Origin of the sequence: Caulobacter hibisci, assembly GCF_016135805.1 — a bacterium.
Classification (GTDB): Bacteria; Pseudomonadota; Alphaproteobacteria; order Caulobacterales; family Caulobacteraceae; genus Caulobacter; species Caulobacter hibisci.
In genome coordinates this window covers 1-25,578 of record NZ_JADWOX010000024.1, presented here as the reverse complement: position 1 = coordinate 25,578, position 25,578 = coordinate 1, and the positions used below count along the sequence as shown (strand labels likewise).

At 69.2% G+C, this 25,578-nt stretch carries 21 protein-coding genes; 10 read left to right on the top strand and 11 right to left on the bottom strand.

Features of this window, described 5'->3' with window-relative positions:
- Nucleotides 1-51: 51 nt before the first annotated feature.
- Nucleotides 52-666: a TetR/AcrR family transcriptional regulator gene (locus I4Q42_RS23370; protein WP_198578503.1), complete on the bottom strand. Its 615-nt coding sequence runs from the start codon at nucleotides 664-666 to the stop codon at nucleotides 52-54.
- A gap of 136 nt (nucleotides 667-802) precedes the next feature.
- Here I4Q42_RS23370 and I4Q42_RS23365 point away from each other — a divergent pair, with 136 nt between their 5' ends.
- From I4Q42_RS23365 to I4Q42_RS23355, 3 genes are read left to right on the top strand one after another with little or no spacing between them, the layout of a single operon-like run.
- Nucleotides 803-2,233 (top strand): efflux transporter outer membrane subunit, encoded by a 1,431-nt coding sequence (locus tag I4Q42_RS23365; protein ID WP_198578502.1) that lies wholly within the window; start codon nucleotides 803-805, stop codon nucleotides 2,231-2,233.
- 23 nt (nucleotides 2,234-2,256) lie between these two features.
- A complete protein-coding gene (locus I4Q42_RS23360) occupies nucleotides 2,257-3,402 on the top strand; it encodes an HlyD family secretion protein (protein ID WP_198578501.1) in 1,146 nt (381 codons plus the stop codon).
- A gap of 30 nt (nucleotides 3,403-3,432) precedes the next feature.
- Nucleotides 3,433-4,980: a DHA2 family efflux MFS transporter permease subunit gene (locus tag I4Q42_RS23355; protein WP_198578500.1), complete on the top strand. Its 1,548-nt coding sequence runs from the start codon at nucleotides 3,433-3,435 to the stop codon at nucleotides 4,978-4,980.
- 244 nt (nucleotides 4,981-5,224) lie between these two features.
- On the opposite strand, the gene I4Q42_RS23350 is transcribed toward I4Q42_RS23355, so the two are convergent.
- The 4 genes from I4Q42_RS23350 to I4Q42_RS23335 all read right to left on the bottom strand — a co-directional run bounded on the left by I4Q42_RS23350 (nucleotide 5,225) and on the right by I4Q42_RS23335 (nucleotide 11,229).
- Nucleotides 5,225-6,484 carry a histidine-type phosphatase gene (locus tag I4Q42_RS23350; RefSeq protein ID WP_198578499.1) on the bottom strand — a complete coding sequence of 420 codons (1,260 nt, stop codon included), beginning with the start codon at nucleotides 6,482-6,484 and terminating at the stop codon, nucleotides 5,225-5,227.
- A 296-nt stretch (nucleotides 6,485-6,780) separates the two neighbouring features.
- The gene (locus I4Q42_RS23345; protein ID WP_198578498.1) at nucleotides 6,781-9,678 is read right to left on the bottom strand and encodes a TonB-dependent receptor; all 2,898 of its coding nucleotides are present in this window, start codon (nucleotides 9,676-9,678) and stop codon (nucleotides 6,781-6,783) included.
- Between the two features lie 103 nt (nucleotides 9,679-9,781).
- Nucleotides 9,782-10,726 carry a FecR family protein gene (locus I4Q42_RS23340; protein ID WP_198578497.1) on the bottom strand — a complete coding sequence of 315 codons (945 nt, stop codon included), beginning with the start codon at nucleotides 10,724-10,726 and terminating at the stop codon, nucleotides 9,782-9,784.
- Complete coding sequence (locus I4Q42_RS23335) at nucleotides 10,723-11,229, bottom strand: RNA polymerase sigma factor (protein ID WP_198578496.1); 507 nt, start codon at nucleotides 11,227-11,229, stop codon at nucleotides 10,723-10,725. Before I4Q42_RS23335 ends, I4Q42_RS23340 begins: the two co-directional genes overlap by 4 nt.
- Nucleotides 11,230-11,477: 248 nt before the next feature.
- Here I4Q42_RS23335 and I4Q42_RS23330 point away from each other — a divergent pair, with 248 nt between their 5' ends.
- Complete coding sequence (locus I4Q42_RS23330) at nucleotides 11,478-12,119, top strand: GntR family transcriptional regulator (RefSeq protein WP_198578495.1); 642 nt, start codon at nucleotides 11,478-11,480, stop codon at nucleotides 12,117-12,119.
- A gap of 209 nt (nucleotides 12,120-12,328) precedes the next feature.
- Here the strand turns inward: I4Q42_RS23330 and I4Q42_RS23325 are convergent, their stop codons facing one another.
- The 5 genes from I4Q42_RS23325 to I4Q42_RS23305 all read right to left on the bottom strand — a co-directional run bounded on the left by I4Q42_RS23325 (nucleotide 12,329) and on the right by I4Q42_RS23305 (nucleotide 17,993).
- Nucleotides 12,329-13,114, bottom strand: a complete 786-nt coding sequence (locus I4Q42_RS23325) for an ABC transporter ATP-binding protein (RefSeq protein WP_198578494.1) — start codon at nucleotides 13,112-13,114, stop codon at nucleotides 12,329-12,331.
- A gap of 14 nt (nucleotides 13,115-13,128) precedes the next feature.
- Entirely contained in the window at nucleotides 13,129-14,049 is a 921-nt protein-coding gene (gene ntrB / locus I4Q42_RS23320) for a nitrate ABC transporter permease (RefSeq protein ID WP_198578493.1), read from the bottom strand.
- A gap of 14 nt (nucleotides 14,050-14,063) precedes the next feature.
- Nucleotides 14,064-15,356 carry a CmpA/NrtA family ABC transporter substrate-binding protein gene (locus I4Q42_RS23315; RefSeq protein ID WP_198578492.1) on the bottom strand — a complete coding sequence of 431 codons (1,293 nt, stop codon included), beginning with the start codon at nucleotides 15,354-15,356 and terminating at the stop codon, nucleotides 14,064-14,066.
- 8 nt (nucleotides 15,357-15,364) lie between these two features.
- Nucleotides 15,365-16,753, bottom strand: coding sequence for an alginate export family protein (locus I4Q42_RS23310; protein ID WP_198578491.1), 1,389 nt, complete (start codon nucleotides 16,751-16,753; stop codon nucleotides 15,365-15,367).
- 604 nt (nucleotides 16,754-17,357) lie between these two features.
- Entirely contained in the window at nucleotides 17,358-17,993 is a 636-nt protein-coding gene (locus I4Q42_RS23305) for a TetR/AcrR family transcriptional regulator (RefSeq protein ID WP_198578490.1), read from the bottom strand.
- 164 nt (nucleotides 17,994-18,157) lie between these two features.
- On the opposite strand from I4Q42_RS23305, the gene I4Q42_RS23300 reads away from it, so the two are divergent.
- The 5 genes from I4Q42_RS23300 to clpA all read left to right on the top strand — a co-directional run bounded on the left by I4Q42_RS23300 (nucleotide 18,158) and on the right by clpA (nucleotide 24,304).
- Entirely contained in the window at nucleotides 18,158-19,570 is a 1,413-nt protein-coding gene (locus tag I4Q42_RS23300) for a glycosyltransferase (protein WP_198578489.1), read from the top strand.
- Nucleotides 19,571-19,587: 17 nt separating this feature from the next.
- Nucleotides 19,588-20,499 (top strand): class I SAM-dependent methyltransferase, encoded by a 912-nt coding sequence (locus I4Q42_RS23295; protein ID WP_198578488.1) that lies wholly within the window; start codon nucleotides 19,588-19,590, stop codon nucleotides 20,497-20,499.
- Nucleotides 20,500-20,507: 8 nt separating this feature from the next.
- Complete coding sequence (locus I4Q42_RS23290; protein WP_198578487.1) at nucleotides 20,508-21,299, top strand: TrmH family RNA methyltransferase; 792 nt, start codon at nucleotides 20,508-20,510, stop codon at nucleotides 21,297-21,299.
- Between the two features lie 342 nt (nucleotides 21,300-21,641).
- Nucleotides 21,642-21,971, top strand: coding sequence for an ATP-dependent Clp protease adapter ClpS (gene clpS / locus I4Q42_RS23285; RefSeq protein ID WP_101715544.1), 330 nt, complete (start codon nucleotides 21,642-21,644; stop codon nucleotides 21,969-21,971).
- A gap of 11 nt (nucleotides 21,972-21,982) precedes the next feature.
- The gene (gene clpA, locus I4Q42_RS23280) at nucleotides 21,983-24,304 is read left to right on the top strand and encodes an ATP-dependent Clp protease ATP-binding subunit ClpA (protein ID WP_198578486.1); all 2,322 of its coding nucleotides are present in this window, start codon (nucleotides 21,983-21,985) and stop codon (nucleotides 24,302-24,304) included.
- A gap of 54 nt (nucleotides 24,305-24,358) precedes the next feature.
- Here the strand turns inward: clpA and I4Q42_RS23275 are convergent, their stop codons facing one another.
- On the bottom strand, nucleotides 24,359-24,796 hold the full coding sequence (locus I4Q42_RS23275) for a BLUF domain-containing protein (RefSeq protein WP_198578485.1): 438 nt from the start codon (nucleotides 24,794-24,796) through the stop codon (nucleotides 24,359-24,361).
- A 214-nt stretch (nucleotides 24,797-25,010) separates the two neighbouring features.
- Here I4Q42_RS23275 and I4Q42_RS23270 point away from each other — a divergent pair, with 214 nt between their 5' ends.
- Entirely contained in the window at nucleotides 25,011-25,352 is a 342-nt protein-coding gene (locus I4Q42_RS23270; protein ID WP_198578484.1) for an endonuclease domain-containing protein, read from the top strand.
- The last annotated feature ends 226 nt before the right edge of the window (nucleotides 25,353-25,578 follow it).

Genomic DNA, 25,578 nt, shown 5'->3' with positions numbered 1-25,578 from the left:
AACGACTTCCGAGTGCAAGATTAGCCCGGAACGACCGGCGTGCAAACGGACTCAGGCCGCCTCAGACTCCACGCCATAGGCGCGCATGAAGACGTCGACCGCGGCGTCGACCGTCTCGTCGATCAGCTCCGGCGTCAGCTCCTTCAGCACGCCCTCCAGCAGGCGGTAGAACGGTCCGGACTCGCACAGGGCCTGGAAGTGCATGGCCGCGCGCCACGGATCGACCCGCCGCATCTTGCCCGCCGCCATGAAGTATTCGAACCGCGCGGTCATCCGGGTCCACCCGCGCTTGGGGCCGTTCTCGAAGAACAGCTGGCCGAGATTGGAGCGCGCGCCCTCGGCGATGATCATCCGCCGGAAGGCCAGCACCTCGTCGCTGGCGATGAACGGCAGGAAGGCGCGACCGAACCGGTTCAGCGCCGGGCGCAGCTCTTCTTCGGTGTCGAAGGTGGCGAACACCGGATCGATGATCTGGGTCCCCTTCTCCAGCATGGTGGCGACGAACAGGTCGTCCTTCGACGCGAAGTAGCTGTACAGCGTCTGCTTGGAGCCGCCGGCCCGGGCCGAGACCTCGGCCATGCTGGCGCCCAGGAATCCGCGCTCCAGGAACACCGCCTTGGCGGCCTCCAGGATGCATTTCCGCTTCTCCTCGGTCTTGACGCGCACGCGCTCTCCTCGCTCCCCCGCAGCCGGGTTTTCATGGCCCAGTCGTTTTCTGGACCGGACTGTACACTTTTCGCTTGACGCCGTCACGTCAAGTTATATTTAGACCGTCCTGTACGGTTTGATATCGAGCAATTCGATGGCGCACTTGTCCCTCCCCCTGAAAACATCCCTCGCGGCCCTGCTCGCGACCTCGGCCCTGGCAGGCTGCGCGGCCGTGCCGACCCTGCCGCCGGCCCAGGCGATCAAGGCGCCCGACGCCTATGCGTCGCAGCAAAGCCTGGCCGCTCCCGCCGCCGACTGGCCGACCGACCGCTGGTGGGCCGCCTATGGCGACGCCCAGCTCGACGCCCTGATCGAGGAAGCCCTGGCCGGTTCGCCCGACCTGGCCGTCGCCCAGGCCCGTGTCGCCAAGGCGCAAGCGCTCGCCGGCCAGGCCCGCGCGGCGACCCTGCCCAGCCTGTCGGCCAACGCATCTTACGCTTCGGTCAAGCAGAGCTATCACAACGGCTTCCCGGCGGCCTACGTGCCCAAGGGCTATAACGACAGCGGCCGCGCCACGCTGGACTTCGCCTGGGAGCTCGACTTCTTCGGCAAGAACCGCGCGGCCCTGGCCGCCGCCACCTCGCAGGCCGAGGCGTCCAAGGCCGAAGCGGCCGAGACGCGCCTGGTGCTGTCGACTAATGTCGCCGCCGCCTATGCCGATCTGGCCCAACTTTTCGCCGACCGCGACGCCGCGCAGGACGCGGTCAACACGCGCGAACAGACCGCCAGGCTGACCGCCGACCGGGCCGCCAACGGCCTGGAGAACCAGGGCGCGGCCGAGCAGTCGAAGGCCGCCCTCTCCTCGGCGCGGGCTCAACTGGCCGCCGCCGACGAGTCCCTGGGCCTGACCCGCAACCGCCTGGCCGCCCTGCTGGGCGCCGGTCCCGATCGCGGCCTGGCCCTGGCCCGTCCGCAGGTCGGCACGCTGAAGGCCTTCGGCCTGCCGCGGAACCTGTCGGCCGACCTGATCGGCCGCCGCCCCGACGTGGTCGCCGCCCGCCTTCGGGCCGAGGCCGCCGCCCAGAGCGTCAAGAAGGCCAAGGCCGAGTTCTACCCCAACGTCGACCTCTCGGCCTATTTCGGCCAGCAGTCGCTGGGCCTGGACATGTTGACCAACAGCGGTTCGCGCATCGGCTCGTTCGGCCCGGCTATCCGCCTGCCGATCTTCCAGGGCGGCGCGCTGCGGGCCGGCTATCGCGGCGCCGCGGCCGACTACGACGCCGCCGTCGCCAGCTACAACGGCGCGGTCTCGCAGGCCCTGATGGACGTCGCAGACGCCGCCGTCAGCGCCCGCGCCCTCGACGCCCGCCTGGGCGAAAGCCGCAAGGCCGTCGCCGCCTCCTCGGCCGCCCACGACATCGCCCTGCAGCGCTATCGCGGGGGCCTGGCCACCTATCTCGACGTCCTCACCGCCGAGGACGCCCTGATCGCCAACCAGCGGACCCTCGCCGACCTCGAGACCCGCGCCTTCACCCTCGACGTGGCGCTCGTGCGCGCCCTCGGCGGCGGCTACCGCGCCGCCTGACACGTTTCCCGGAGCATCCCCCCATGTTCGATTCCGAAGCCTCCGCCGACGCCCAAGCCCAGGCCGCCTCGCAAAAGGCCGCCGGCGCCAAGCGCAAGAAGCTGTTCGCCGGCCTCGCCGCCGTCATCGTCGTCGCCGGCGCCGGCTATGGCGCCTACTACGCCCTGGTCGGCTCGCACCATGTCGAGACCGACAACGCCTATGTCGGCGCCGACGTCGCCCAGGTGACGCCGCTGGTCGGCGGCCCGGTGCGCAGCGTTGCCGTCCACGACACCCAGGTCGTCAAGCAGGGCGACGTGCTGGTCGTGCTCGACGACAGCGACGCCCGCATCACCCTCGCTTCCGCCCAGGCCGACCTTTCCCGCGCCGAGCGCCGGGTGCGCGGCTATCTCGCCACCGACCAGAGCCTGGCCGCCCAGATCACCGCCCGCGACGCCGACCAGGCCCGCGCCGCCGCCAGCCTGACCTCGGCCCAGGCCGACCTCGACCGCGCCCGCGTCGATCTCGACCGCCGCAAGGCCCTGGCCGCCACCGGCGCCGTCTCGGGCGACGAGCTGACCCGCGCCCAGAACGCCTTCGCCAACGCCCAGGCCGCCTTCGCCTCGGCCAAGGCCTCGCAGGCCCAGGCGCAGGCCAACCGCCTCGCCGCCGCCGGCTCGCTGGCCGCCAACGCCGTGCTGACCGACGGCGCCAGCGTCGAAACCAATCCGGAAGTCGCCGCCGCCCGCGCCAAGGTCGAGCAGGCAAGGCTCGACCTGTCGCGCACCGTGATCCGCGCGCCGATCGACGGCGTCGTGGCCAAGCGCAGCGTGCAGATCGGCCAGAAGGTCGCCGCCGGCGCGCCGGTGATGCAGGTCGTTCCGGTCGGCGCGGCCTATGTCGACGCCAACTTCAAGGAAGGCCAGCTGCGCAAGGTCAAGATCGGCCAGCCGGTCGAGCTGGAAGCCGACCTCTACGGCGGCTCGGTGACCTATCACGGCAAGGTCGCCGGCCTGTCGGGCGGCACCGGGGCGGCCTTCGCCCTGATCCCGGCCCAGAACGCCACCGGCAACTGGATCAAGGTCGTGCAGCGCCTGCCCGTCCGCGTCGCCATCGACCCGGCCGACCTCAAGGCTCACCCGCTGCGGATCGGCCTGTCGATGAAGGCCACGATCGACACCCGCGACTAAGCCACTTCCTTCCGAGTAAGGACCGCCGTCATGGCAACCGCTCAGGCCGCTCGCGCGGCGTCCGAACCCGCGCCGCTCAGCGGCGCGGCGATGATCTTCGCCGGCCTGGTGCTGGCGGCGGCCAACTTCCTGGTGGTGCTCGACACCACCATCGCCAACGTCTCGGTGTCGAACATCGCCGGCGCCCTGGGCGTCTCGCCCAGCCAGGGCACGTGGGTGATCACCTCCTACGCCGTGGCCGAGGCCGTGGTCGTGCCGCTGACCGGCTGGCTGTCGGCCCGTTTCGGCGCGGTGAAGGTGTTCGTCGCCGGCATGATCGGCTTCGGGATCTTCTCGTTCCTCTGCGGCCTGGCGCCGTCCCTGGGCCTGCTGGTGCTGTTCCGCATCCTGCAAGGCGCCTGCGGCGGCCCGCTGATGCCGCTGTCCCAGACCCTGCTGCTGCGCGTCTTCCCCAAGAAGTACGCCGCCGCCGCCACGGGCCTGTGGGCCATGACCACCCTGATCGCCCCGATCCTCGGACCGATCCTGGGCGGCGCGCTCTGCGACAACGTCGGCTGGGCCTTCATCTTCTGGATCAACGTGCCGATCGCCATCGCCTGCTCGTGGTTCGCGTGGCGGCTGCTCAAGCAGCACGAGACGCCTTTGGCCAAGGCCAAGGTCGACCTGGTGGGCCTCGGTTTGCTGATCGTCTGGGTCGGCGCGCTGCAGATCATGCTGGACCTGGGCAAGGAGCACGACTGGTTCTCCTCGCCGCTGATCATCGGCCTGGCCCTCGTCGCGGCCGTCGGCTTCGTGGCCTTCCTGATCTGGGAGCTGACCGAGGAAAGCCCGATCGTCGACCTGCGGGTCTTCCGTCACCGGGGCTACACGGCGGCGGTCATAACCCTCAGCGTCGCCTTCGGAGCCTTCTTCGGCATCAATGTGCTGAACCCGCTCTGGCTGCAGCAGAACATGGGCTACACCGCCACCTGGGCCGGCTACGTCTCGGCCCTGCTCGGCGTCACCGCCGTCCTGGTCGCGCCGCTGGCGGCCGGCATGTCGGCCAAGTTCGACGCCCGACGCCTGGTCTTCCTGGGCCTGATGTGGATGGCCCTGATGACCTTCTTCCGGGCCCAGGCCAATTCGCAGATGGGCTATTTCGACATCGCCCACTGGCTGCTGTTCCAGGGCTTCGGCATGCCGTTCTTCTTCGTCCCCGTGACCGCCCTGGCCCTGGCCAGCGTCCGGGTCGAGGAGACCGCCAGCGCCGCCGGTCTGATGAACTTCTGCCGCACGCTGTCGGGGGCCTTCGCCACCTCGATGGTCACCACGGTGTGGGCCGACAGCGCCAGCCGCAACCACAGCGAACTGTCGGGGGTGCTGAACGGCGCCGACCAGACCATGGACCAGCTCAAGGGCCTGGGCATGAACGCCGACCAGGCGCGCGGCACGCTGGACAACCTGGTCCAGGGCCAGGGCGTGATGCTGGCCACCAACCAGGTGTTCATGGCCATGGCCGCCCTGTTCGTGGTCGCCGCCGTGATCGTCTGGCTGGCCCCGAAGCCGACGCGGGTCGCCGATACCTCGGCCGTGCACTAGAGCCAATGGGGAGCGGCTAAGGTCGCTCCCCTTTTCTCTTTAAGTCCCTCTCTCTTAGAGAGAGGGAGGGGCCCATGCGAAGCATGGGAGGGTGAGTGGTTACACCCTCAGCCGGCGTGCCGGCACATCGCCCGCAACAGAGCCAAGATCGTCCAGGGGCTTCGCCTACCCTCTCACCCTCCCACGCCTACGGCGCGGGCCCCTCCCTCTCTCCATGAGAGAGGGGTTCGGTGTCAGCTTCCCCCTAACGCGCCACCGCCCCCTTCACCACCGCAGCGAACCTCTCCGCCGGGCAGTCATACCCCGCCCCAGCCTGGCTGCAGCCCGGCACGAAGATCGGCGAGGCCTCCGGCGGCGCCGCCAGGGTCAGCGGCGTCTTCTCCCGCAGTTGCGACAGGCTCTGTACCGCGTAGCGCACGCGGATCACGCGGACGCCGTCGGCCCGCTTCCAGCGTTCGAACACCAGGTTGCCGCCCGGCGCGATCTGGTTGGGCTGATAGCCCGGCGCGGCCCATTCCAGGCCCAGCAGCCCGCCCAGCATGGCCAGGGTGCCGTCGTGGCCGACGATCACAACCATCTTGGCCTTCGGATCGCCCATGGCGTCCTTGCCGGGCTTGGTCTCCAGCGTGGCGAGGATGCGCGACGCCAGATGGCCGGCGCCGGTGCGGGCCACCTCGTGCGCGCGCAGGCGCAGGTCGAACTCGGCCTGGTGCAGCGGGAAGACCCGCAGCAGCGAGGCCTCATCCAGGTCCTTCCAGCCGAGGCTGGCGAAGTCCTGGCCGTCGGCCCAGGCCATCAGCAGGCTTTCGGTGACGCCCGACGCGAACGCCTCGGGACCGGCGATGCCCACCGTCTCGTCGGCGTCGTCGAGGAAGGCCGGGGCCTCGTCATAGACGCGGCGCTTGCCCTGCGCCTTCGGGCACGGGGCGGCGTCGCACTGCATCAGCAGTTCGTCGAGGCTGGCGATGGCGTCGGCGTGGCTGGCGCTCCAGGCGGCCAGGCTGCCGCCCACCCGGCCGGCGACCGAAGCGCGAGCCAAGGCCAGGTCGGGCTTGGCGACGCCGGCCTTCACCGGCTCGAACAGCGGGTCGATCTTGCCCTCGCCCACCGTGTGGACGTCGACGGCGCAGCCGGGCGACAGCCCCTCGCCCAGGGCCTTGGCCGTGGCGATCGTGCGCTGGGTGACATTGGCCCAGTAATAGACCGCGCCGCAGTCGGCGCCGGCCAGCAGGCCCTGCTTGGCGTAGAGGTCGCGGTAGTAGCTCCCGAACAGGGTCGAGAGCGCGCCGCCATTGGCCGTCAGGTGGCCCGGCGGCACGCCGAAGCGCGGCCAGGGCTTCGCGGTGGCCGTCTCCAGCCGCTCGGGGCTCGACATCGCCGCGCGCACGCCGTGGCGGCTGAGGATCACCACCTTCTCCAGGGTGTCGCCGGGCTGCTGGGCGGCGGCCGGCGCGGCGACCGACAGGGCCAGCGCGAAGGCGGAAAGGCGGGCAATCAGGCGCATCGAAACTCCCGGAAAACAAAAAACGGCCCGCACAACGGAATCGCGCGGGCCAGTGAGGGGATCGGGTTGGAGGAGGTCAAGCGGAGGCTTCGCGCCCACGGCCAGAACCCGACCCCGGCCGCCCTATCGGGCGCCAGGCCGAGCAGGAATGATCCGTAGACAGAAGATGACTACTCCCCTTCTCCAAAGTCATCGCCCGGCTTGTCCGGGCGACCCAAGCGGCCTGCCAAATTCGGCAAGCTCTGCTTGGGTCGCCCGCATGAAGCGGGCGATGACATCAGTTGGGGAAAGGGCGCCTAGAACTTCGCCCGCAGGCCGAAGCTCACCGTGCGGCCGTACTTGGTGTAGCCGCCGAACCAGCCGCCCTTGACGAACTGCCACTGGGCCGCGTCGGTCAGGTTCTGGCCTTCCAGCGCCGCGGTGATCTGCGGGGTGATCTTGTAGCTGATGCTGGCGTCCAGCGAGCCGAAGGCCGCGTCGTTGAGGGCCGACAGGCCCGCCCCGCCGACGTCCTGCAGCACGTCGTCCACCCAGCTGTAGCTGGCCCGGGCCGCGATGCGGTCCTTTTCGTAGAAGCCGGTCAGGTTGAAGCTGTTCTTGGCGACGTTGACCATCTGGTCCTTCAGCGTCGCCGAGTAGGTCGCCTCGGTGTCGGTGTAGGTGTAGTTGGCCAGGAAGCCGAGCCCGTCGAACGGCGCGGGCAGGTTCTTGAACAGGTGCTGGTAGGCCAGCTCCACGCCCTGGATGCTGGCCTTGCCGCCATTGGTCGGCGAGGTCAGCTGGTAGGTCTGGCCGTCGACCACGATGTTGGTCTTCTGGCTGTAAACGAAGGTGGTGATGTCCTTGTAGAAGGCGCCGGCGATCAGGGCGCTGCCGGGGGCGAAGTACCATTCCAGCGTGGCGTCGTACTGCCAGGCCTCGAAGGGCTTCAGCTCCGGATTGCCGCCCACCGCCGTCAGCACCGTGCCCGACGAGTTCAGCGTCAGGCGCGGGGCCAGATCGGCCAGCGACGGACGGGTGATCACCTTGGCCACCGCGACGCGGGCCTGCAGGGTGTCGGTGATGTCGAGGGCGAAGTTGGCCGTCGGCAGCACGTCGGTATAGCTCTTCTCGTAGCGCACCGGGATGGCGGCGCTGCCGTTGTCGGCATGGCCGGCCGAGACCTGCTTGGTGTTGGCCACGCGCACGCCGACCTCGCCGCGCAGCGGCAGCTCGGCGATCTTGGTGTCGATGTCGGTCAGGGCGTAGCCGGCCAGGATCTCTTCCGACACGAAGTAGGAGTTGCGCTTGTCGGCGCGAGCGGTGCCCAGCTGGCTCTTGTCGGCCAGGGCCCAGAACTTCTCGGGATTGGGCATGACCCAGGTGCGCGGCAGGTTGCCGCCCACGTCGCCGAGGAAGTCGCTGACCGGGAAGGCCTCGAAATAGCTGGCGTCGAAGTACTTGCCGGCCAGGTTGGTCGTGTAGTTGATGTCGGCGCGGTTATAGGTGCGCTCGCGCTCGCGGAACTTCACGCCGAAGGCGATGCGGTTGAACGGGCCCCATTCGACCGGACGCTCGGCGTCGGCCTGCAGGGCCTTTTCCAGGTCCAGCGAGTCGTTGACGCGGTACTCGATGCGGCGGAACGGCAGCAGCGAGGGGTTCGACAGGTTGGTGGTCGCCAGGGTGACGCTGGGCAGGTCCTCGTCGTCGGCCTTGGTCATGTTGAAGGTCGTCTGGCCGATCGTGCCCAGCAGGCGCGTGCGGGTGATCGGCTTGGAGGTCTCCGAATAGGCGCGGGCATAGGCCGCGTCGCCCGAGAAGGTCCATTCGCCGATCCGCTGCTTGGCGTTGACGGCCAGCATCAGGTTGTCGTGCGCCAGGTCGCTGACCTCGCGGCCGATCTGGCTGGTCGAGGTGACCGTGCCGCCGACCAGGGTGCCGTCGCGGACCACCGCCGTGCCGGGCACCAGGGTCGAGACCGTCTGGTCGACCGAATAGGTCAGCTCGTCATAGTGGTCGTCCAGGTGGGTGTAGCTGGCGTCGAAGGTGATCTCGGTGGCGTCGGTCGGGCGATACTGGGCCGAGAACACCAGGCCCTTGCGCTCGCGGTCCTCGCGCTCGAGGGTCGGGCGGATGGCGGTCGGATAGAGGTTGATCCCCTGCGCCGCCAGGCTCTTGCCCAGGGTCGTGGAGGTGTCGACATAGCTCCAGCCCACGCCGGTGACGCGGTCCTGGCGCAGGGTGCGCTGGTCGTAGACCAGGGCCAGCAGGGCGCCGAAGCTCTTGTCGTCATTGACCCAGCTGATCAGGCCCGAGGCGCGCGGGTCGGTCTTGCCGGCCAGTTCCGGATGGCTGGCCGTCACCGAGGCGGCCATGGTGTTCTTGCCCAGGGTCAGGGGGCGAAAGGTCTTGATGTCGACCACGCCGCCGATCGCGCCTTCGTCCAGCGAGGCCAGCGGGGTCTTGCCGACCTCGACGCCGGCCACCAGCTCGGACGGCAGGGTGTCGAAGCGGAACTGGCGGCCGCTCTGGCCGCTGTCGCGCATGTTCTCGTTCACCGCGGCGCTGCGGCCGTTCAGGGTGACGATCTGGAAGTTGGGACCCAGGCCGCGCACGCGGACGAACAGGCCCTCGCCGCGATCGCGGGTGATGGCCACGCCCGGCACCCGTTGCAGGGCCTCGGCGATGTTGTTGGACGGGAACTTGCCGATGTCCTCGGCCGAGATGGCGTCGACGACGTTGGCGGCCTTGCGCTTGTCGGCCAGGGCCCGGGCCAGCGAGCTGGCGAAGCCGCCGGTGACGACGATCTCCTCGACGGTGGCCGGCTCTTCGGCGACCGGCTCGGCGGCGGCCGGAGCCGACGCGGCCTCGGCGCGGGCGACCGGGGTCGCGGCGGTCGAGATCTTCTGGGCGGCCGGGCGCAGCACCGCCGCGCCGCCGTTGCGGACGTAGGTCAGGCCGGTGCCGCGCAGCAGTTGGACGAGGCCGCTCTCGGCGTCGACCTCGCCGCGCACGCCGCCGGTGCGCTTGCCGGCCAGCAGGGCCGGATCGGCCAGCACCTGCAGGCCCGTGGCGCGCGAGAAGGCCGGCAGGGCCGTCGACAGGTCGCCGGCCGGAATGGCCAGGGCGGGCTTCTGGGCGGGCGCGGCCAGGGCCGGGCTCGCCGTCAGCAGGGCGGCGGCGGAGGCCGTGCCGAGCCAGATCTTGAAGGTCATGGTCTATCCCCGAGTTCGCGCGGCGTGAGGCCGGCTTCGGCGGGAAAGACGCTGGCGGCCCCTCCGACAGGACAGGGATTTTTGTGAAGTTTCCGCGACGAGCTCAACGGGAGAGGACGAGACCGCCCTCGCCTTCCCTGACCTTGAAGCCGTGCACCAGGGCCAGGTTGCGCACCAGCACGTCCGGCTCGTCGAGGCGGAAGCGGCCGGCCACCCGCTGGCGCGACAGGTCCTCGCCCTCGACGACGATCGGCGTCGGCGAGGCGCGGTTCAGCCGCTCGACCAGCCGCGCCAGGGTGACGCCGTCGGTCTCCAGCCAGCCCGAGCGCCAGTCGTCGGCGGCCGGGTCGAAGGTCTTGACCCGCGACAGCCGCCCCTCGGCCGCGAAGGCCCGCTGGCCGGCGGTCAGCACGGCGGTGCGATGGATCAGGCCGCTGGGCGCCAGGCGCACGCGGCCGCGATGCACCGACAGCTCCACCCGCCCCGGCCCGCGCTCGTGGCTGAGCTCCAGGTCGAAGGCCGTGCCCAGCACCCGGGCCGAGCCCTCGGCGGTCTTCACCGTGAACGGCCGCGCCTCGTCGTGGGCGACGTCGAAATAGGCCTCGCCCTGGGTCAGGGCGACCTCGCGGCGATGGTCGCCCAGCCGCACCTCCAGCCGGGTGTCGCCGTCCAACGTCACGCGCGTGCCGTCGGCCAGGGTCACCGTGTGGTGCTGTCCCCGCCCCGTCTCGAAGGCCGCCGGCTTGACGGTCATCAGTTGCAACTGCGGCCAGGCCAGGGTCGCGGCCACGGCCAGGCCGCAGGCGACCAGACCGCCGGCCAGGGCGGCGATCGGTCCCGGCCGCCGGGCGCGAACCGCACGGCGCTGGACGTTCAGGGCCATGGCCTCGACCAGGGCCGGATCCTGGCCGACGCCCCAGATCTGGTCGAAGGCCTCGGCGTTGGCCGGGTCGGCCAACTTCCAGGCCTCCAGGCCCGCCTCGTCGCGGAAGGCCGGATCGAAGCGGCGGGCGGCCCAGTGCGCGGCGTTCAGGCGGGCGCGGCTCATCGGCGGCCTCCCGCGGCGCGCCGCTCGGCCTTGGCCACTTCGCGATGCAGCTGCTCCAGCGCCCGCACCACGTGCTTTTCGACCGCGGCCTCGTTCATGGCCAGGGCGGCGGCGATCTCGCGCGTCGTCTGGCCGTGCAGGCGCCGGCGGATGAAGACGTCGCGGCGCAGCGGCGGCATGGCGTCCAGCACCTTGCCGAACACCTCGACCTTCTGGCGATGCATGAGGATCTGCTCCGGCGCCGGGGCTTGGCAGGGGATGTCGTCGTCCAGGGCCTCGACCGGCCGCCGCTTGCGGCTGCGGAAGTGGTCGCGGACCAGGTTGAGGGCGATGCGGTAGCCCAGCGCCGCGCGGTCGGCGACGGTGCGGGCCTGCTCATAGGTCAGCAGCCGCGCGAAGGTTTCCTGCACCAAGTCGTCGGCCGCCGCCGGGTCGCGCGTGCGCCGGACGATGAAGTGATAGAGCTCGTCGCGCTGGGCGCGCAGGCTGGCCAGGTCGGTCATGACGCGCGACGCGCCGAAGGACGCAACGGCGTGGAAGGGGCGAGCTCCGGAGGCATCAGCGGGCGCTATCACGGCTTCATGACAGTTCTTCCTCGCGGCCGGCCCGATTTTCACCGCCAGGCGATCCCACGAATTGACGGGCTTTCGTACATTTTGAAATGACCCAGCTTTAATCCGAGGCCCCCTATAATCTGCTATACGAAGCGCCTCGGCGCGGGGGCGCCGTTCCAGGGTTGAGTTTGCCGCCTATGAGCATCGTCGTTCGCACCCTGTCGGACCAGACCTACGAGATCGTGCGTGGGCGGATCCTCACCGGCGCCATGGCGCCCGGCGCGGCCGTGCGGCAGGACACCATCGCCGGCGAACTGGGCGTCTCCAAGATCCCCCTGCGCGAAGCCCTCAGCCGCCTGGAGCAGGACGGCCTGCTCAGCTCCTATCCCAACCGCGGCTACGTGGTGCGGCCGGCCTCGACGGAAGAGGCCGCCGAGGTCTTCGCCCTGCGCCTGAAGCTGGAACCGGGCGCCGCCGCCGACGCGGCCCGCAAGGCCGGTCCCGTCGACCACGCCCGCGCCGAAGCCGCCCTCGCCGCCCTGGAAGCCGAGCTCAGCAAGCCCGGCGGCGACCACGTGACCTTCAACCACGCCTTCCACATGAGCCTGGTGCAGCCAGGCGGCCACATCACCGTCCAGTTGGTCGAGCGGCTGCAGATCCTGTCGGAGCGCTACGTCCGCATCCACCTGGAGCCCCTGGGCCGCGACGAGCGCGCCAGCCGCGAGCACCGCCAGATCCTCGACGCCTGGAAGGCCGGCGACGGCGCCACGGTCGAGGCCCTGGTCGCCGAGCACATCCAGGGCACCCTCGACGACCTTCGCCAGCAACTGGCGGGGTAAGGACCTTCTCCACCTAAAATCAGCGTCATCCCGGAAGCCGCGCAGCGGCTATCCGGGACCCAGGGGACTGGGCGCAGCCTCCTGATCATCCGCCACAGCGGCCGCCGGCGCACTGCGGCGACCCCTGGGTCCCGGCTCTGCGCGCTACGCGCTCCGGCCGGGATGACGAACCAGGGAAGCGGCGGACCAATACCGCCGCTCCCGCCTCCCTAAGCCGCGCGCCGCGTGTAGAGGAACTCGATCACCGCCGCCCGGGCGTGGACGTACGACCCGTTCTCGGCCACGGCCAGGCGGTCGCGCGGCCGGGCCAGGTCCACCGGACGCACCTGCCCGATCGTGGCGCGCGGACCGTTGGTCATCATCACGATCCGGTCCGACAGCAGCACCGCCTCGTCGACGTCGTGGGTGACCATCAGCACGGTGTTGTTGAGGGTCGCCTGGATCTCCATGACGCTGTCCTGAAGATGGGCGCGGGTCAGGGCGTCCAGCGCCCCGAACGGCTCGTCCAGCAGCAGCACCTTGGGCTGCATCGCCAGCGCCCGGGCGATGCCGACCCGCTGCTTCATGCCGCCGGAGATCTCCGAAGGCCGCTTGTCCTTGGCGTGGGTCATCTTGACCAGTTCGAGATTGTGCAGCGTCCACTCACGGCGTTCGGCCGCCGATTTCTTGCCGCCGAACACCTTGTCGACCGCCAGCTGCACGTTCTCGCGCACCGACAACCACGGCAGCAGCGAGTGGTTCTGGAACACCACCGCCCGCTCCGGCCCCGGCGCGCTGACGGCCTCGCGGTCGAGGATCACCGCCCCCGTGGAGGCCGGCACGAGACCCGCCACCACGTTCAGCAGGGTGGACTTGCCGCAGCCCGAATGGCCGATGATCGAGACGAACTCGCCCTTGTCGACCTGAAGCTCGACGCCGCGCAGCACTTCGGAAGCGCCCGCGCCGTGCCCGAAGGTGACGCCGAGGTTCTCGATGGAGAGATAGGCCTTGCCCATGATGCTTGTCCTTCTCAGCTGGCCGCGTTGCCGCGGGAGACGATGCGGCCCAGGAGGGCGACGATGCGGTCGAGGGCGAAGCCCGTCAGGCCCACCCAGGCCAGGGCCACGACGATGTCGGAGATGCGCGAGGCGTTGTACTGGTCCCAGATGAAGAAGCCGACGCCGACGCCGCCCAGCAGCATTTCCGAGGCGACGATGGCCAGCCAGCTCATCCCCACCCCGATGCGCAGGCCCGTGAAGATGTAGGGCGTGGTCGCCGGCAGCAGGATCTTGAAGAAGTATTCGATCGGCGACAGCCGCAGCACCCGGGCGACGTTGCGATAGTCCTCGGGGATGTTGCGCACGCCGACGGCGGTGTTGATGATGATCGGCCAGATCGAGGTGACGAAGATCACGAACAGGGCCGACGGATTGGCCTCGTGGAAGGCCGCCAGCGAGATCGGCAGCCAGGCCAGCGGCGGCACGGTCCGCAGCACCTGGAAGATCGGATCCAGGCCTCGGTGCGCCCAGCGGTTGGCGCCGATCAGCACGCCGAGGCCAATGCCGCACACCGCCGAGATCGAGAAGCCCAGGGCCACGCGCTTGAGGCTAGTCAGCACGTGCCAGAACAGGCCCTTGTCCACCCCGCCCCGGTCGTAGAACGGATCGACGATCAGCTCCTTGGACTCCAGCCAGATGCGCGAGGGCGACGGCAGGCCGTCATAGGAGTCGCCGCACACGCCCTGCCACACGGCCAGTATGACCAGCACGGTCAGGGCCGGCGGCAGGACGGCGGCCGCGACCGCCTTGGCCTGTCGGGCGAGGCCGGCCGCCCCTGGGCCCTTCGGGGCGGCCGGCGCAGCCTGCGCCGCCGACGCCGTTGCCGGTGGCGAGGCCCCCGCCGGAACCGCGACAGGCGCGGCCTCGGCGAAGTCGGGCTTGGGATAGGTCATGGCGTTTCCCTTCCTCAGGCGAGCTTCTTGATGGGCTGGCTGGCCAGGTAGGCGCCCGGATTGGCCGGGTCGAACACCTTGCCGTCGAAGAACTTCTCGGGGCCGCGGCTGTCGCCGGCCGGACCGGTCTGGCCGATGACCTTGGCGGCGGCGCGCCAGATGTCCGAGCGGTTGACCTTGTTGACCAGCGCCTGCTTGTTCGTGCCCTGCGGGATCACGCCCCAGCGGATGTTCTCGGTGACGAACCACAGATCGTGCGACTTGAAGGGGAAGCTGGCGTTGTCGGCCCAGAACTTCATGACGTGCGGCGAGCCGGTGACCTTGCGGCCGTCGCCATAGTCGATGACGCCCTGCTGGCGGGGCAGGATGTCGCCCATCGGCACGTTGATGTACTGCCGGCCCGAGACGATCGAGCACATGGCCGCCTTGTTGGCCGGCTTGTCGCACCACATCTGGGCTTCCAGCACGGCGGCGGTCAGGGCCTGGGCGGCGCGCGGATACTTGTCCACCCAGTCGGCCCGCATCCCCAGAGCCTTCTCCGGATGGTTCATCCAGATCTCGCTGGTGGTCGTGGCCGTGTAGCCGATCTTCTGGTTGACGGTCTGGCCGTTCCACGGCTCGCCCACGCAGAAGGCGTCCTGGGTGCCGGCCTTGAGGTTGGCCACCATCTGCGGCGGCGGGATGACGATGGTCGAGACGTCGATGTCGGGGTTGATGCCCGCCGCGGCCAGCCAGTAGCGAACCCACAGGTCGTGGGTGCCGCCCCGGAAGGTCATGGCGATCTTGGCGATGTTCCCGGCCGCCTTCAGCTGGGCGAACTTGGCCTTGGCCCCGCCCGCCTGCAGCCCGACCTTCACGGCCTTCAGGTCGTTGCCGACCGAGATCGCCTGGCCGTTGGTGTTGAGCCTGGCCAGCACGTACATCGGCAGCGGCTTGCCGCCGGTCTGGACGCCCAGGCTGAATTGCAGCGGCATGGGCGACAGGATGTGCGCCCCGTCGATGCCGCCGCCGCCCGAGCCCAGCACCAGGTTGTCGCGGGTCGCCGCCCACGAGGCCTGCTTGACCACCTCGATGTCGGGCAGGCCGTGCTTGGCGAAGAAGCCGCGCTCCTTGGCGATGATCAGCGGCGAGCTGTCGGTCAGAGCGATGAAACCCAGCCGCGCCTTGGCGACTTCCGGCCCCGCGCCGGCGGCGTGCGCCCCGGCCGGGAAGGCGGCCTTGACGGCGGCCAGGGTCGCGGCGGCCCCGATCAGGGCCGTGCGGCGGGAAACGCCCTGCTGCGGGGCGGTCGTGTCGGTCTTGGTCATGATCGGCCTCAGAGCTTGTATTCGAGGGTGAACCAGGCCTTCGACCGCGAGGCCGGCGGGGCCAGGGTCCCGGCCGGCACGGTCGTTTCGCGCTGGAAGTCGGCGTACTTCAGCTGCACCGAAAGCTTGGGCGTGATCGCCGCGGTGACCTGCACGTTCCACTCGTGGCCCAGGTCGGCGCCGGTGCGCTGGTCGTTGAAGTCGTGGTAGCGGACCACGACGTCGCTGTTGAAGAAGTACGTCCGCTTGAAGCGCGGCTTGACGTTGAGGCTGAGGTTCAGGTCCTCCAGCCCGTCGGCGAAGCCCTTGTTGCCGCCGCCCGTGACGAAGGCGTCCGACCAGCCGTTGAAGGCGTGGGCGGTGGCCAGCGGCGTGGTGAAGCCCCGCGTCCCGTTGCCCTCCAGCGACTCGTAGGAAAGCTTCAGCGTGTAGATGTCGAACGTGCCGGCCACGTCCCCGCCGACATAGTCGAGGTCATAGGCCGCGGTGTTGCCGTGATAGTCGCTCTGGCGGGCGAAGGTGGCGTTGTAGGCCAGCTGATACAGCCCGACCCAGGTCTTGCCCGAGGCCTTGCCGCCCTTGGTGATCGACGAGTTCACCGCCGAATTGCCGAAGTCGAGCGCGTAGACGAAGCCTTGCAGGCGCAGCGCCTCGGCCGGCGACCAGGTGACATTCAGCAGGTGGCTGTCGCTGTCCCAGTCGCGCAGTTCGCCCAGCACGCGGTTGACGTGGTTGATGTAGGCGTAGGTTCCCTTCACCCGGCCCAGGGCGAAGTCGGTGCGCACGCCGTCGAAGGTCTGCTCGTCCTGCCGCCAGGCGACGGCGCCGACGAAGCGCTGGTCGTCGAGCAGGATGCGCTGGCGGCCGGCGGTGACCTGCAGCGCCGCACTCGGCGTCCAGGTCACCTGGGCGCGGTTCAGCTCGGTGACGTCGGGATCGTTGACGATCGGATAGCGGGCCTTGTCGGCGCCGTTCAGCGGCGGCGTGGTCGCGCCGGGCACGTTGACGGCGTAGTGCTCCTCGCCGATCTGGCGGACGTCCTCGAACTCGATCAGGCCCTTGAGGCCATGGAACTCGGCGGTCTCCCAGCCGAGACGAGTGCGCACCGTGAAGGCCGAGGCCTTTTCGGCCAGGTTGGCCTGGTCGACGCCTTCATAGCGGGCGCGGACCTCCAGGATCACCTTGCCGGCCGCGACCTGGTCGCTGAACGTCGGCGGCGGGGGCGCGGGCGGCGGCGGCTCGGCCGTCTCCGGCGCGGGGTCCGCGGCCGGTTCGGCAGCCGGTTCCGTGGCCGCCGGCTGCTCCGGAGCGGCTGTCGTTTGGGCGCAAGTTCCCGTCGCCCAGAGCAGCGCCGCGAGCCCAGCGCCGAGCGTGAGCCCGGCCCTCTTCGTGTTCATGCCTCTTCCCCTCAGGCCAAAAAAAAACGCCCGGCGAGGGCGTGAGCCCCCTCCGGACGTCGTTGTCCAAAACAGTCGCCGACCCCGTCGTCGGCGTAGGTCCTTTAAGGACCCGCGCAGGACGTCGTTGCCCCGCGTGTCGTCATCAGGGACGCACCGTGTCGGGGCGCCGACAATCTGAAAACCGGCGTTATCGGCTATTTCGCGGGTGCGGCGCCCGTTTCTGCGCAGCAGCATGGCGCCCAAAGCTTGGGCGGCGCCCGGAAAGCGGGCGCCAACCTCCCCTCACGGATGATGACCGGCAGGGACTCGCCTCCGCCAATCCCTGCGACGCAAGGCTTTGAAGGCATCTGGTTACCGGAAGGGAGAGATGGAGTCGTGCCGACGCTGGCGCGCTTCAGACCCCAATTCGCCCAGCCCCTCCCTCGTCATCCCGGGCGGAGGGCCGCGCAGCGGACCGTAGACCCGGGACCCAGGAGACTGGGCGCAGTGGTCAGGCTCTTGCCGATGGCTGTCGCCAACGCCATGCGGCGGCCCCTGGGTCTCGGCTCTCCGCTTCGCTGCGGCCGGGATGACGATCAGAGGGAGCGCAAAGAAGGAAGCCCTACTCCGCGATCAGCCCGTGCAGCACCCCGTCGAGCGTGACCTGCATCAGCTCCTCGGCCGGGGCCCAGTTGCGGCTGGGCTTGGTGATGACCAGCGAGACGATGCCGTGGCAGGCGGCCCACAGCACCTGGGCAGCGCTCTCGGCGGTGCCGGTCTTCAGCCGACCCGCGGCGGCGATCTCGCGGATCGGACCGCTGAACTCGTCGAAACAGGCGTCGCCGAGGTCGGACACCGCCTGTTGCTTCTCCACCGAGATCGCCTCGCTCGAGCCGCAGAACACCAGCTGGTAGGTGTTGGGATTGTCGAAGGCGAAGCGCATGTAGGCGTCGAGCATGCGCCGCACCTTGGCCACGGCGTCGATCGGCTCGTGCGACAGGGCGACGTTGATGGCCAGCAACTGCTCGATGGCCTCGCGGCCGATCTCCAGCAGGATCTGGTCCTTGTCGCGGAAGTGCATGTAGAGCGCGGTGGACGACACGCCCACGGCGTCGGCGATCTTGCGGATCGTCGCCCCGGCGTAGCCTTCGGCGATGAAGATCTTCTCGGCGGCGGCCAGGATCTCGCCCCGGCGCATGTGCCCGTCGCCCTTGGGCTTGCGCGCGGACCTCGGCGGCTTCTTCAACGCAACGGTCACGATACGGACGTCTCCCACTTCCCCGCCTCACACTAAACGGGAATCACCCAGGGCCGACAAGCGTAACGCCGGTTTTGCGTAGAACGCGTATTTTTCCATTTGACACTTTATAGTTGAGTTAATCGAGTCGTTCCCGCCGAAAGGGCCAAGGTTGGGGGAACGACATGGCGCGCGAAGAGCGGCGGCTGCATATCGAGGAGCAGGACCATCATGTCCTGCCACCTGCGCCCGACCTCCAGCCCTGGCCCGTCCTCGACGGCGCCCATCGCCGGCTGAGCCCGCCCCAGGGTGCTACGCTGGCCGCCTTGGCCCTCGGTCTGGCCGTGGGCTTGGTGCTGGCGCCGGCCGTCACGCTGGAGGCGCTGCGATGGACGGGCGTGCTGCTCTTCGCCCTGCTGGCGACCTTACGCCTGGCGGCCGCCTGCACGCCGCGCCGGCAAGGGTCCGCCCCGCCGCTGCCGGACGATGCCCTGCCCGCCTACACGGTCATCGCGCCGCTCTACAAGGAAGCCTCGATCGCCGCCGAGCTGGTGGCCAATCTCGGCCGCCTCGACTATCCGCGCGACCGCCTGCAGGTGCTGATCGTGCTGGAGGCCGACGACGCCGAGACCCTGGCGGCCTTCCACGCCCTGGACCTGCCGGCCTTCATCCAGGTGCTGGTCGTGCCGGCCGGCGGCCCCAAGACCAAGCCGCGCGCCTGCAACCACGCCCTGGAGCGGGCGCGCGGCGAGCTGCTGGTGATCTACGACGCCGAGGACGCGCCCGATTCGGGCCAGCTGCGCGAAGCCGCCGCCCGCTTCGCCGCGGGACCCGAGATCCTGGCCTGCCTGCAAGCGCCGCTGCGCATCGAGATCCCGGCCATCTCCGGCTTTCTCGCCCGCCAGTTCCAGCAGGAATACGCCGCCCATTTCGAGGTGCTGCTGCCGGCCCTGGCCCGCTGGCGGCTGACCTTTCCGCTGGGCGGCACCAGCAATCACTTCCGGGTGGCCCAACTGCGCGCCATTGGCGGGTGGGACGCCTACAATGTCACCGAGGACGCCGACGTCGGCTTCCGCCTCGCGGCCGCCGGCTGCGCGGTCGACGTCATCGAGCGGCCGACGCTGGAGACCGCCCCGACCCAGTGGAGCGTCTGGCGGCCGCAGCGGGCGCGCTGGATCAAGGGGCATTTGCAGACCCTGCTGGTCCATGCGCGCGGCCCGGCGATCCGACGACCACGCGTGGCCCTGGCCCTGTTCCTGACGCTGTTCCTGTCCCTGACCTCGGTCCACCTGCATGCGCCGATCTTCGCGGTCGTGGTGCTGATGCTCCTGCTGGACCTGCTGCCCGACGGCCAAGCGGCGATCGACGGTCTGGGGCTGTGCCTGCTGCTCTACGCCTGGGGCGGCTCGGCCATCGCCGCCGTCGTCGGACGCCGCCGCGCGGGCGGCTCGGCCAGGTGGCTGGACCTGCTGGCCATGCCGGGGATCTGGCTCGCCCAGGGCTGGGCCGGATGCCATGCGCTGTGGCAGTTCGTGCGCCGTCCGCACCACTGGGACAAGACCCCGCACGCGCCGCGGGCTGGACGACGCTTGGGCTGAGCGCGTATGGCGTGGCCATGCACCCGACCATCGCCGCCTCTCCCCTCGTCATGCGCACCACCGGCTGGGCCGACTACGCCCTGCTGGACAGCGGGCGCGGCAAGAAGCTGGAGCGCTACGGCCGCTACACCGTCGTCCGTCCCGAGCCGCAGTGCTTCTGGGAGCCGCGCCTGCCGGCCAGCGCCTGGGACGAGGCCGACGCCGTGTTCGACCCCGCCGACGAGGAAGAGGCCGGCCGCTGGCGCTTCCGCGGCAAGCCGATCGAGAAGTTCGACCTGGCCTGGGGCGAGGCCAAGTTCCACGGCCAGTTCACGCCCTTCCGCCACCTGGCCTTCTTCCCCGAACAAGCCGCCAACTGGGCCTGGCAGGACGAGCGCGTACGCGCCTTCGTGAAGGCCCGCGGCCGCCAGCCCCGCATCCTCAACCTGTTCGGCTACACGGGCGTCGCCAGCCTGGTCTGCGCGGCGGCCGGCGCCCACGTCACCCACGTCGACGCCTCCAAGAAGTCGGTCGGCTTCGCGCGCGAGAACGCCGCCTTCGCCGGCCTGGCCGACAAGCCGATCCGCTGGATCGTCGAGGACGCCCGCCGCTTCGTCGCCCGCGAGGTGCGCCGCGGCAACGTCTATGACGGCATCATCCTGGATCCGCCGAAATTCGGCCGCGGCCCCGACGGCGAGGTCTGGCGCCTGTTCGAGGACCTGCCGGCCCTGACCGCCGACTGCGCCCAGCTGCTGGCCGAGGACGCCGACTTCCTGCTGATGAACGCCTATGCCGCCCGCGTCTCGGGCGCGGCGATGTCGGGCCTGCTGGCCCAGGCGCTGACCGAACGGGCCGGCGTCATCGACTGGGGCGAGCTGTCCCTGGTGGAGGACAAGGGCGACCGCCAGATCGGCCTGTCGTTCTTCGCCCGCTGGTCGTCGGAGGCTTGAGAGAGAAGATGAGCGTCAAGACCGTCACCTCCCTGACCAACGCCACGGTCAAGGCCGTCCGCGCCCTGCACATGCGCAAGGAGCGCGAGGACAGCGGCCTGTTCCTGGCCGAGGGCCTGAAGATCGTCATCGAGGCGATCGACTGCGGCCACGCGCCCAAGATCCTGATGTACGGCCCCGACGCCGCCGACCACCCGATGCTGCAAAAGGCCGCCAAGGCCTGCGCCGGCGCCGGCGGCGAGGTCATCGAGGTCAATCGCGAGATCCTCGAAAAGGTCTCGCGCCGCGACAATCCCCAGGCCGTGGTCGGCGTCTTCCGTCAGGTCTACACGCCGCTGTCGGCCATCGTGCCGCAGAGCGCCGACTGCTGGGTGGCCCTGCAGGCCGTCCGCGATCCGGGCAACCTGGGCACCATCATCCGCACGGCCGACGCGGCCGGCGCCGGCGGGGTGATCCTGGTCGGCGACTGCGTCGATCCCTATTCGGTCGAGGGCGTGCGGGCGACCATGGGCTCGGTCTTTGCCGTCAAGATCGCCAAGGCCACCATCCAGGAGTTCCTGGCCTGGCGCGAGGAATGGCCCGGCAGCGTCGTCGGCACCCTGCTGACCGCCACGGTCGACCACAAGAGCGCCGACTACGTGAAGCCGTCGCTGATCCTGATGGGCAACGAGCAGCAGGGCCTGCCCCCCGAACTGGCCGCCGCCTGCGACGTCAACGTCAAGATCCCCATGCGCGGCCGCGCCGACAGCCTGAACCTGTCGGTGGCCACGGGGATCATGATCTACACGGTGACGGGCTAGCCGCTTCGCGGCCCCCTCCGGCCCTCTGGGCCACCTCCCCCAAAGGGGGAGGATCCATGCCGCGCAGATGCTCCCCCTCTGGGGGAGCTGTCGGCAAAGCCGACTGAGGGGGCCGCGAAGCGGACACTCCCCCTTGCGCGACACCACGCCGCACACCATTTCGCAGCCTCGCCGCGGGAACGCACTGGCCCCCTTCGCCGCTCTCCCAAACGTGAAGCCGATTTCGAGGGCGCCCCTGTGTTAAAGCGGCGCAGTCGGGCGGCGGCCTCTTCCCAAGCCGCCGCTTTGCCATATCTAATTCACAACAAGGCGGGTGATTTGCCCGCCGGGAGAAAGCGGTCGATGGCCGAGCGAAAGCAAGGCGGACAAAATAACGGCGCGGGCTCTTCGGTCGTCACGGAAGTGAAGCCGAAGACGCAGAAGCCCTCGTTGTATCGCGTACTGATCCTTAACGACGACTACACCCCCATGGAGTTCGTCGTTTACGTGCTCGAACGATTCTTCAACAAGTCGCGCGAAGACGCGACTAGGATCATGTTGCACGTTCACCAGAACGGTGTCGGGGTCTGCGGCGTTTTCACTTATGAAGTCGCCGAGACCAAGGTTGCCCAAGTGATCGACTCAGCTCGCAGACATCAGCACCCGCTGCAGTGCACCATGGAAAAGGATTGAGGAGCCTCCCCTTGCCCTCTTTTTCGCGTCCTCTCGAAGAATCCCTGCACCGCGCCGTCGCCTACGCGAACCAGCGAAAGCACGAATACGCGACCCTCGAACACCTGCTGTTGTCGCTCACCGACGATGACGACGCCGCCGGCGTCATGCGGGCCTGCGACGTCGACCTGACCGCGCTCAAGAAGAGCCTGGTCAACTATCTCGACGTCGAACTCTCCTCCCTGGTGGTCGACGACGAAGAGGACGCCAAGCCCACGGCCGGCTTCCAGCGCGTGATCCAGCGCGCCGTCATCCACGTCCAGTCCTCGGGCCGCGAGGAGGTCACCGGCGCCAACGTGCTGGTCGCCATCTTCTCCGAGCGCGAGAGCCACGCCGCCTACTTCCTGCAAGAGCAGGACATGACGCGGTACGACGCGGTGAACTTCATCGCCCACGGCATCGCCAAGAAGGCCGGGGCTTCCGAGCCCAAGGCCGCCAAGGGCGCGACCGCGGTCGAGGAAGACCAGGAAAAGCCCAACACCAAGACCGGCGGCGAGGCCCTTGAGGCCTATTGCGTCGACCTCAACGAAAAGGCCCGCCAGGGCAAGGTCGACCCCCTGATCGGCCGCGCGAACGAAGTCGAACGCGCGATCCAGATCCTGTGCCGTCGCACCAAGAACAACCCGCTGCTGGTGGGCGACCCCGGCGTCGGCAAGACCGCCATCGCCGAGGGCCTGGCGCGCAAGATCATCACCCACCAGGTCCCCGAAGTCCTGGCGGAAGCCACCATCTACTCGCTCGACATGGGCGCGCTGCTGGCCGGCACCCGCTATCGCGGCGACTTCGAGGAACGCGTCAAGCAGGTGGTCAAGGAACTCGAGAGCCACCCCAACGCGGTGCTGTTCATCGACGAGATCCACACCGTGATCGGCGCCGGCGCCACCAGCGGCGGGGCCATGGACGCCTCCAACCTGCTGAAGCCGGCCCTGGCCTCGGGCACCCTGCGCTGCATGGGCTCAACGACCTACAAGGAGTTCCGTCAGCACTTCGAGAAGGATCGGGCCCTGGTCCGTCGCTTCCAGAAGATCGACGTCAACGAGCCGACGGTGGAAGACACCATCAAGATCCTCAAGGGCCTGAAAACCTACTACGAGGACTTCCACAAGCTGAAGTACACCGCCGAGGCCCTGAAGGTCGCGGTGGAGCTGTCGGCCAAGTACATCACCGACCGCAAGCTGCCCGACAAGGCGATCGACGTGATCGACGAGGCGGGCGCGGGCCAGATGCTGCTGCCGGAAAGCCGTCGCAAGAAGACCATCGGCGTCAAGGAGATCGAGGCCGTCGTCGCCAAGATCGCCCGCATCCCGCCGAAATCGGTCAGCAAGTCGGACACCGAGGCCCTCAAGGAACTCGAGGCCGATCTGAAGCGCGCCGTGTTCGGGCAGGACGAGGCGCTGCTCCAGCTGTCCTCGGCCATGAAGCTGGCGCGGGCGGGCCTGCGCGATCCGAACAAGCCGATCGGCTCCTATCTGTTCAGCGGCCCCACCGGCGTCGGCAAGACCGAAGCCGCCAAGCAGCTGGCCCAGACGCTTGGCATCGAGATGATCCGCTTCGACATGTCGGAGTACATGGAGCGCCATACCGTGAGCCGCCTGATCGGCGCCCCTCCCGGCTATGTAGGCTACGACCAGGGCGGCCAGCTGACCGACGCCGTCGATCAGCATCCGCACGCGGTCGTCCTGCTCGACGAGATCGAGAAGGCCCACAGCGACATCTACAACATCCTGCTGCAGGTCATGGACCACGGCACCCTGACCGACTCCAACGGCAAGAAGGTCGACTTCCGCAACGTGGTCCTGATCATGACCACCAATGCGGGGGCCTCCGACGCCCAGCGGCAGTCGATCGGTTTCGGCCGGGCCAAGGTCGAAGGCGAGGAAGAGGCCGCCCTCAAGCGCCTGTTCACGCCGGAGTTCCGCAACCGCCTGGATGCAACCGTCGCCTTCAAGCCGCTGACGGCGGACATCATCCGCCAGGTCGTGCAGAAGTTCGTCATGCAGCTGGAGGCCCAACTGGCCGACCGCAACATCACGATCGAACTTTCCGACGACGCGGCCGACTGGCTGGCCAAGAACGGCTTCGACGAGCTCTACGGCGCCCGTCCGCTGGCCCGGGTCATCCAGGAGCACATCAAGAAGCCGCTGGCCGACGACATCCTGTTCGGCCGCCTGATCCGCGGGGGCCACGTCAAGGTGGTGCTCGAGAACGGCAAGATCGGCTTCGAGATCGAAAGCGCCTCGGAAGGCAAGTCCGCCAAGTCGGACGACGCCGAAGAGCCGGCCCTGGCCGAATGAGGCCAAGCGTCGCCTGAATAGGGAAAAGGCCCGGAGCGATCCGGGCCTTTTTCTTTAGCGCAGGTGCCGCGCGCCCAGGGTGATCAGCAGGCGCAAGGCCCGCTCCTCGTCCAGTCCCGCCGGCGTGAAGTGCTCCAGCCCGACCTCGGCAAGGGCCGAAGCGTCTTCGGCTTCCAGACGGCGCTGGCCCATGTTCCAGTCGCGAAAGAGCCGCCGCTCGGCCAGGCCGTCGGCGATCAGCACGATCTCGTCGTGGCGCGGATCGCGGCCGATGCGCTCATAGACCTCGGCCACCACTTGGCCCGGCCCCTCCAGCACCTGCAGGAACCGCCCCTCCCCCGCCGCCAGGAAGCCGGTGATGTCGTCGATGCGATTGTTCTGGATCGACTTGGCGACGATGGCCGGCAGATCCTCGTCCAGGCCGGCCGGATCGGTCGCGCGGCTGGCGTAGATCAGTCGATAGAGGCCGCGCCGGGCCAGCGGGTCGGTCATTCACGGTCCTCGGCCATTACTGAAGCTTGGGCCGGAGGGTAAAAGCGCTGAACCGTTAAAAGGTTCACTCGGAGCCACTAAGGAAAACCCTCTCTCTTAGAGAGAGGGAGGGGCCCGCCGCGAAGCGGTGGGAGGGTGAGTGGTTTCGCCGCCTAAAGAAAAATCCCAATTCCTATGATTGCGAGCGCTGGAAGGCCGTGCCCTGGCTTTGGTCATGGACCGGACAGCCTACGCCCGCCGCCTTCGTCAGCATCAGACCCTGGCGGAAAAGACGCTCTGGGCGCTCGTCCGCAACCGCTGCCTCGCCGGCTTCAAGTTCATGCGGCAGATTGCGATCGACCGTTATTTCGCTGACTTCGTCTGCGAGGCTGGCAAGCTGATCGTGGAACTCGACGGCGCCGCGCATGACGGCCGCGAAGACTACGACGACCGTCGCACCGATACGCTGGAGCGGCTGGGGTACGTGGTCTTGAGATTCCACAACGACCTGGTCCTGGCCGATCCCGGCGGGACAGCCAACGGCATTCTGGCCGCGCTCCGATCGGCCAGACCGTAACCACTCACCCTCCCACCGCCTGCGGCGGCGGGCCCCTCCCTCTCTCTAAGAGAGAGGGATCGGTTGGCGGCGAAGTACGACGAGGCGATGGCCGCCGAAGGGGATAGAGCGCTCTTCATCCCCGGTAAACCCGAGCTAAGATCACACAGTTTCAACCACTTATAACTTTTTCGCATCTCTGGATCAGACGCGTCCAAATCCCCCGCACAATAGACCCCGTCCCGTT

What these genes read in the sequence shown, in the direction of transcription:
- I4Q42_RS23330 (WP_198578495.1), top strand. Translation starts at nt 11,478, where the DNA reads ATGAGCATCGTCGTTCGCACCCTGTCGGACCAGACCTACGAGATCGTG.
- I4Q42_RS23290 (WP_198578487.1), top strand. Translation starts at nt 20,508, where the DNA reads ATGAGCGTCAAGACCGTCACCTCCCTGACCAACGCCACGGTCAAGGCC.
- ntrB (WP_198578493.1), bottom strand. Translation starts at nt 14,049, where the DNA reads ATGACCTATCCCAAGCCCGACTTCGCCGAGGCCGCGCCTGTCGCGGTT.
- I4Q42_RS23325 (WP_198578494.1), bottom strand. Translation starts at nt 13,114, where the DNA reads ATGGGCAAGGCCTATCTCTCCATCGAGAACCTCGGCGTCACCTTCGGG.
- I4Q42_RS23345 (WP_198578498.1), bottom strand. Translation starts at nt 9,678, where the DNA reads ATGACCTTCAAGATCTGGCTCGGCACGGCCTCCGCCGCCGCCCTGCTG.
- I4Q42_RS23355 (WP_198578500.1), top strand. Translation starts at nt 3,433, where the DNA reads ATGGCAACCGCTCAGGCCGCTCGCGCGGCGTCCGAACCCGCGCCGCTC.
- I4Q42_RS23295 (WP_198578488.1), top strand. Translation starts at nt 19,588, where the DNA reads ATGCACCCGACCATCGCCGCCTCTCCCCTCGTCATGCGCACCACCGGC.
- I4Q42_RS23275 (WP_198578485.1), bottom strand. Translation starts at nt 24,796, where the DNA reads ATGACCGACCCGCTGGCCCGGCGCGGCCTCTATCGACTGATCTACGCC.
- I4Q42_RS23270 (WP_198578484.1), top strand. Translation starts at nt 25,011, where the DNA reads ATGGACCGGACAGCCTACGCCCGCCGCCTTCGTCAGCATCAGACCCTG.
- I4Q42_RS23350 (WP_198578499.1), bottom strand. Translation starts at nt 6,484, where the DNA reads ATGCGCCTGATTGCCCGCCTTTCCGCCTTCGCGCTGGCCCTGTCGGTC.
- I4Q42_RS23360 (WP_198578501.1), top strand. Translation starts at nt 2,257, where the DNA reads ATGTTCGATTCCGAAGCCTCCGCCGACGCCCAAGCCCAGGCCGCCTCG.
- I4Q42_RS23310 (WP_198578491.1), bottom strand. Translation starts at nt 16,753, where the DNA reads ATGAACACGAAGAGGGCCGGGCTCACGCTCGGCGCTGGGCTCGCGGCG.
- I4Q42_RS23365 (WP_198578502.1), top strand. Translation starts at nt 803, where the DNA reads ATGGCGCACTTGTCCCTCCCCCTGAAAACATCCCTCGCGGCCCTGCTC.
- I4Q42_RS23300 (WP_198578489.1), top strand. Translation starts at nt 18,158, where the DNA reads ATGGCGCGCGAAGAGCGGCGGCTGCATATCGAGGAGCAGGACCATCAT.
- I4Q42_RS23315 (WP_198578492.1), bottom strand. Translation starts at nt 15,356, where the DNA reads ATGACCAAGACCGACACGACCGCCCCGCAGCAGGGCGTTTCCCGCCGC.
- clpS (WP_101715544.1), top strand. Translation starts at nt 21,642, where the DNA reads ATGGCCGAGCGAAAGCAAGGCGGACAAAATAACGGCGCGGGCTCTTCG.
- I4Q42_RS23340 (WP_198578497.1), bottom strand. Translation starts at nt 10,726, where the DNA reads ATGAGCCGCGCCCGCCTGAACGCCGCGCACTGGGCCGCCCGCCGCTTC.
- I4Q42_RS23335 (WP_198578496.1), bottom strand. Translation starts at nt 11,229, where the DNA reads ATGACCGACCTGGCCAGCCTGCGCGCCCAGCGCGACGAGCTCTATCAC.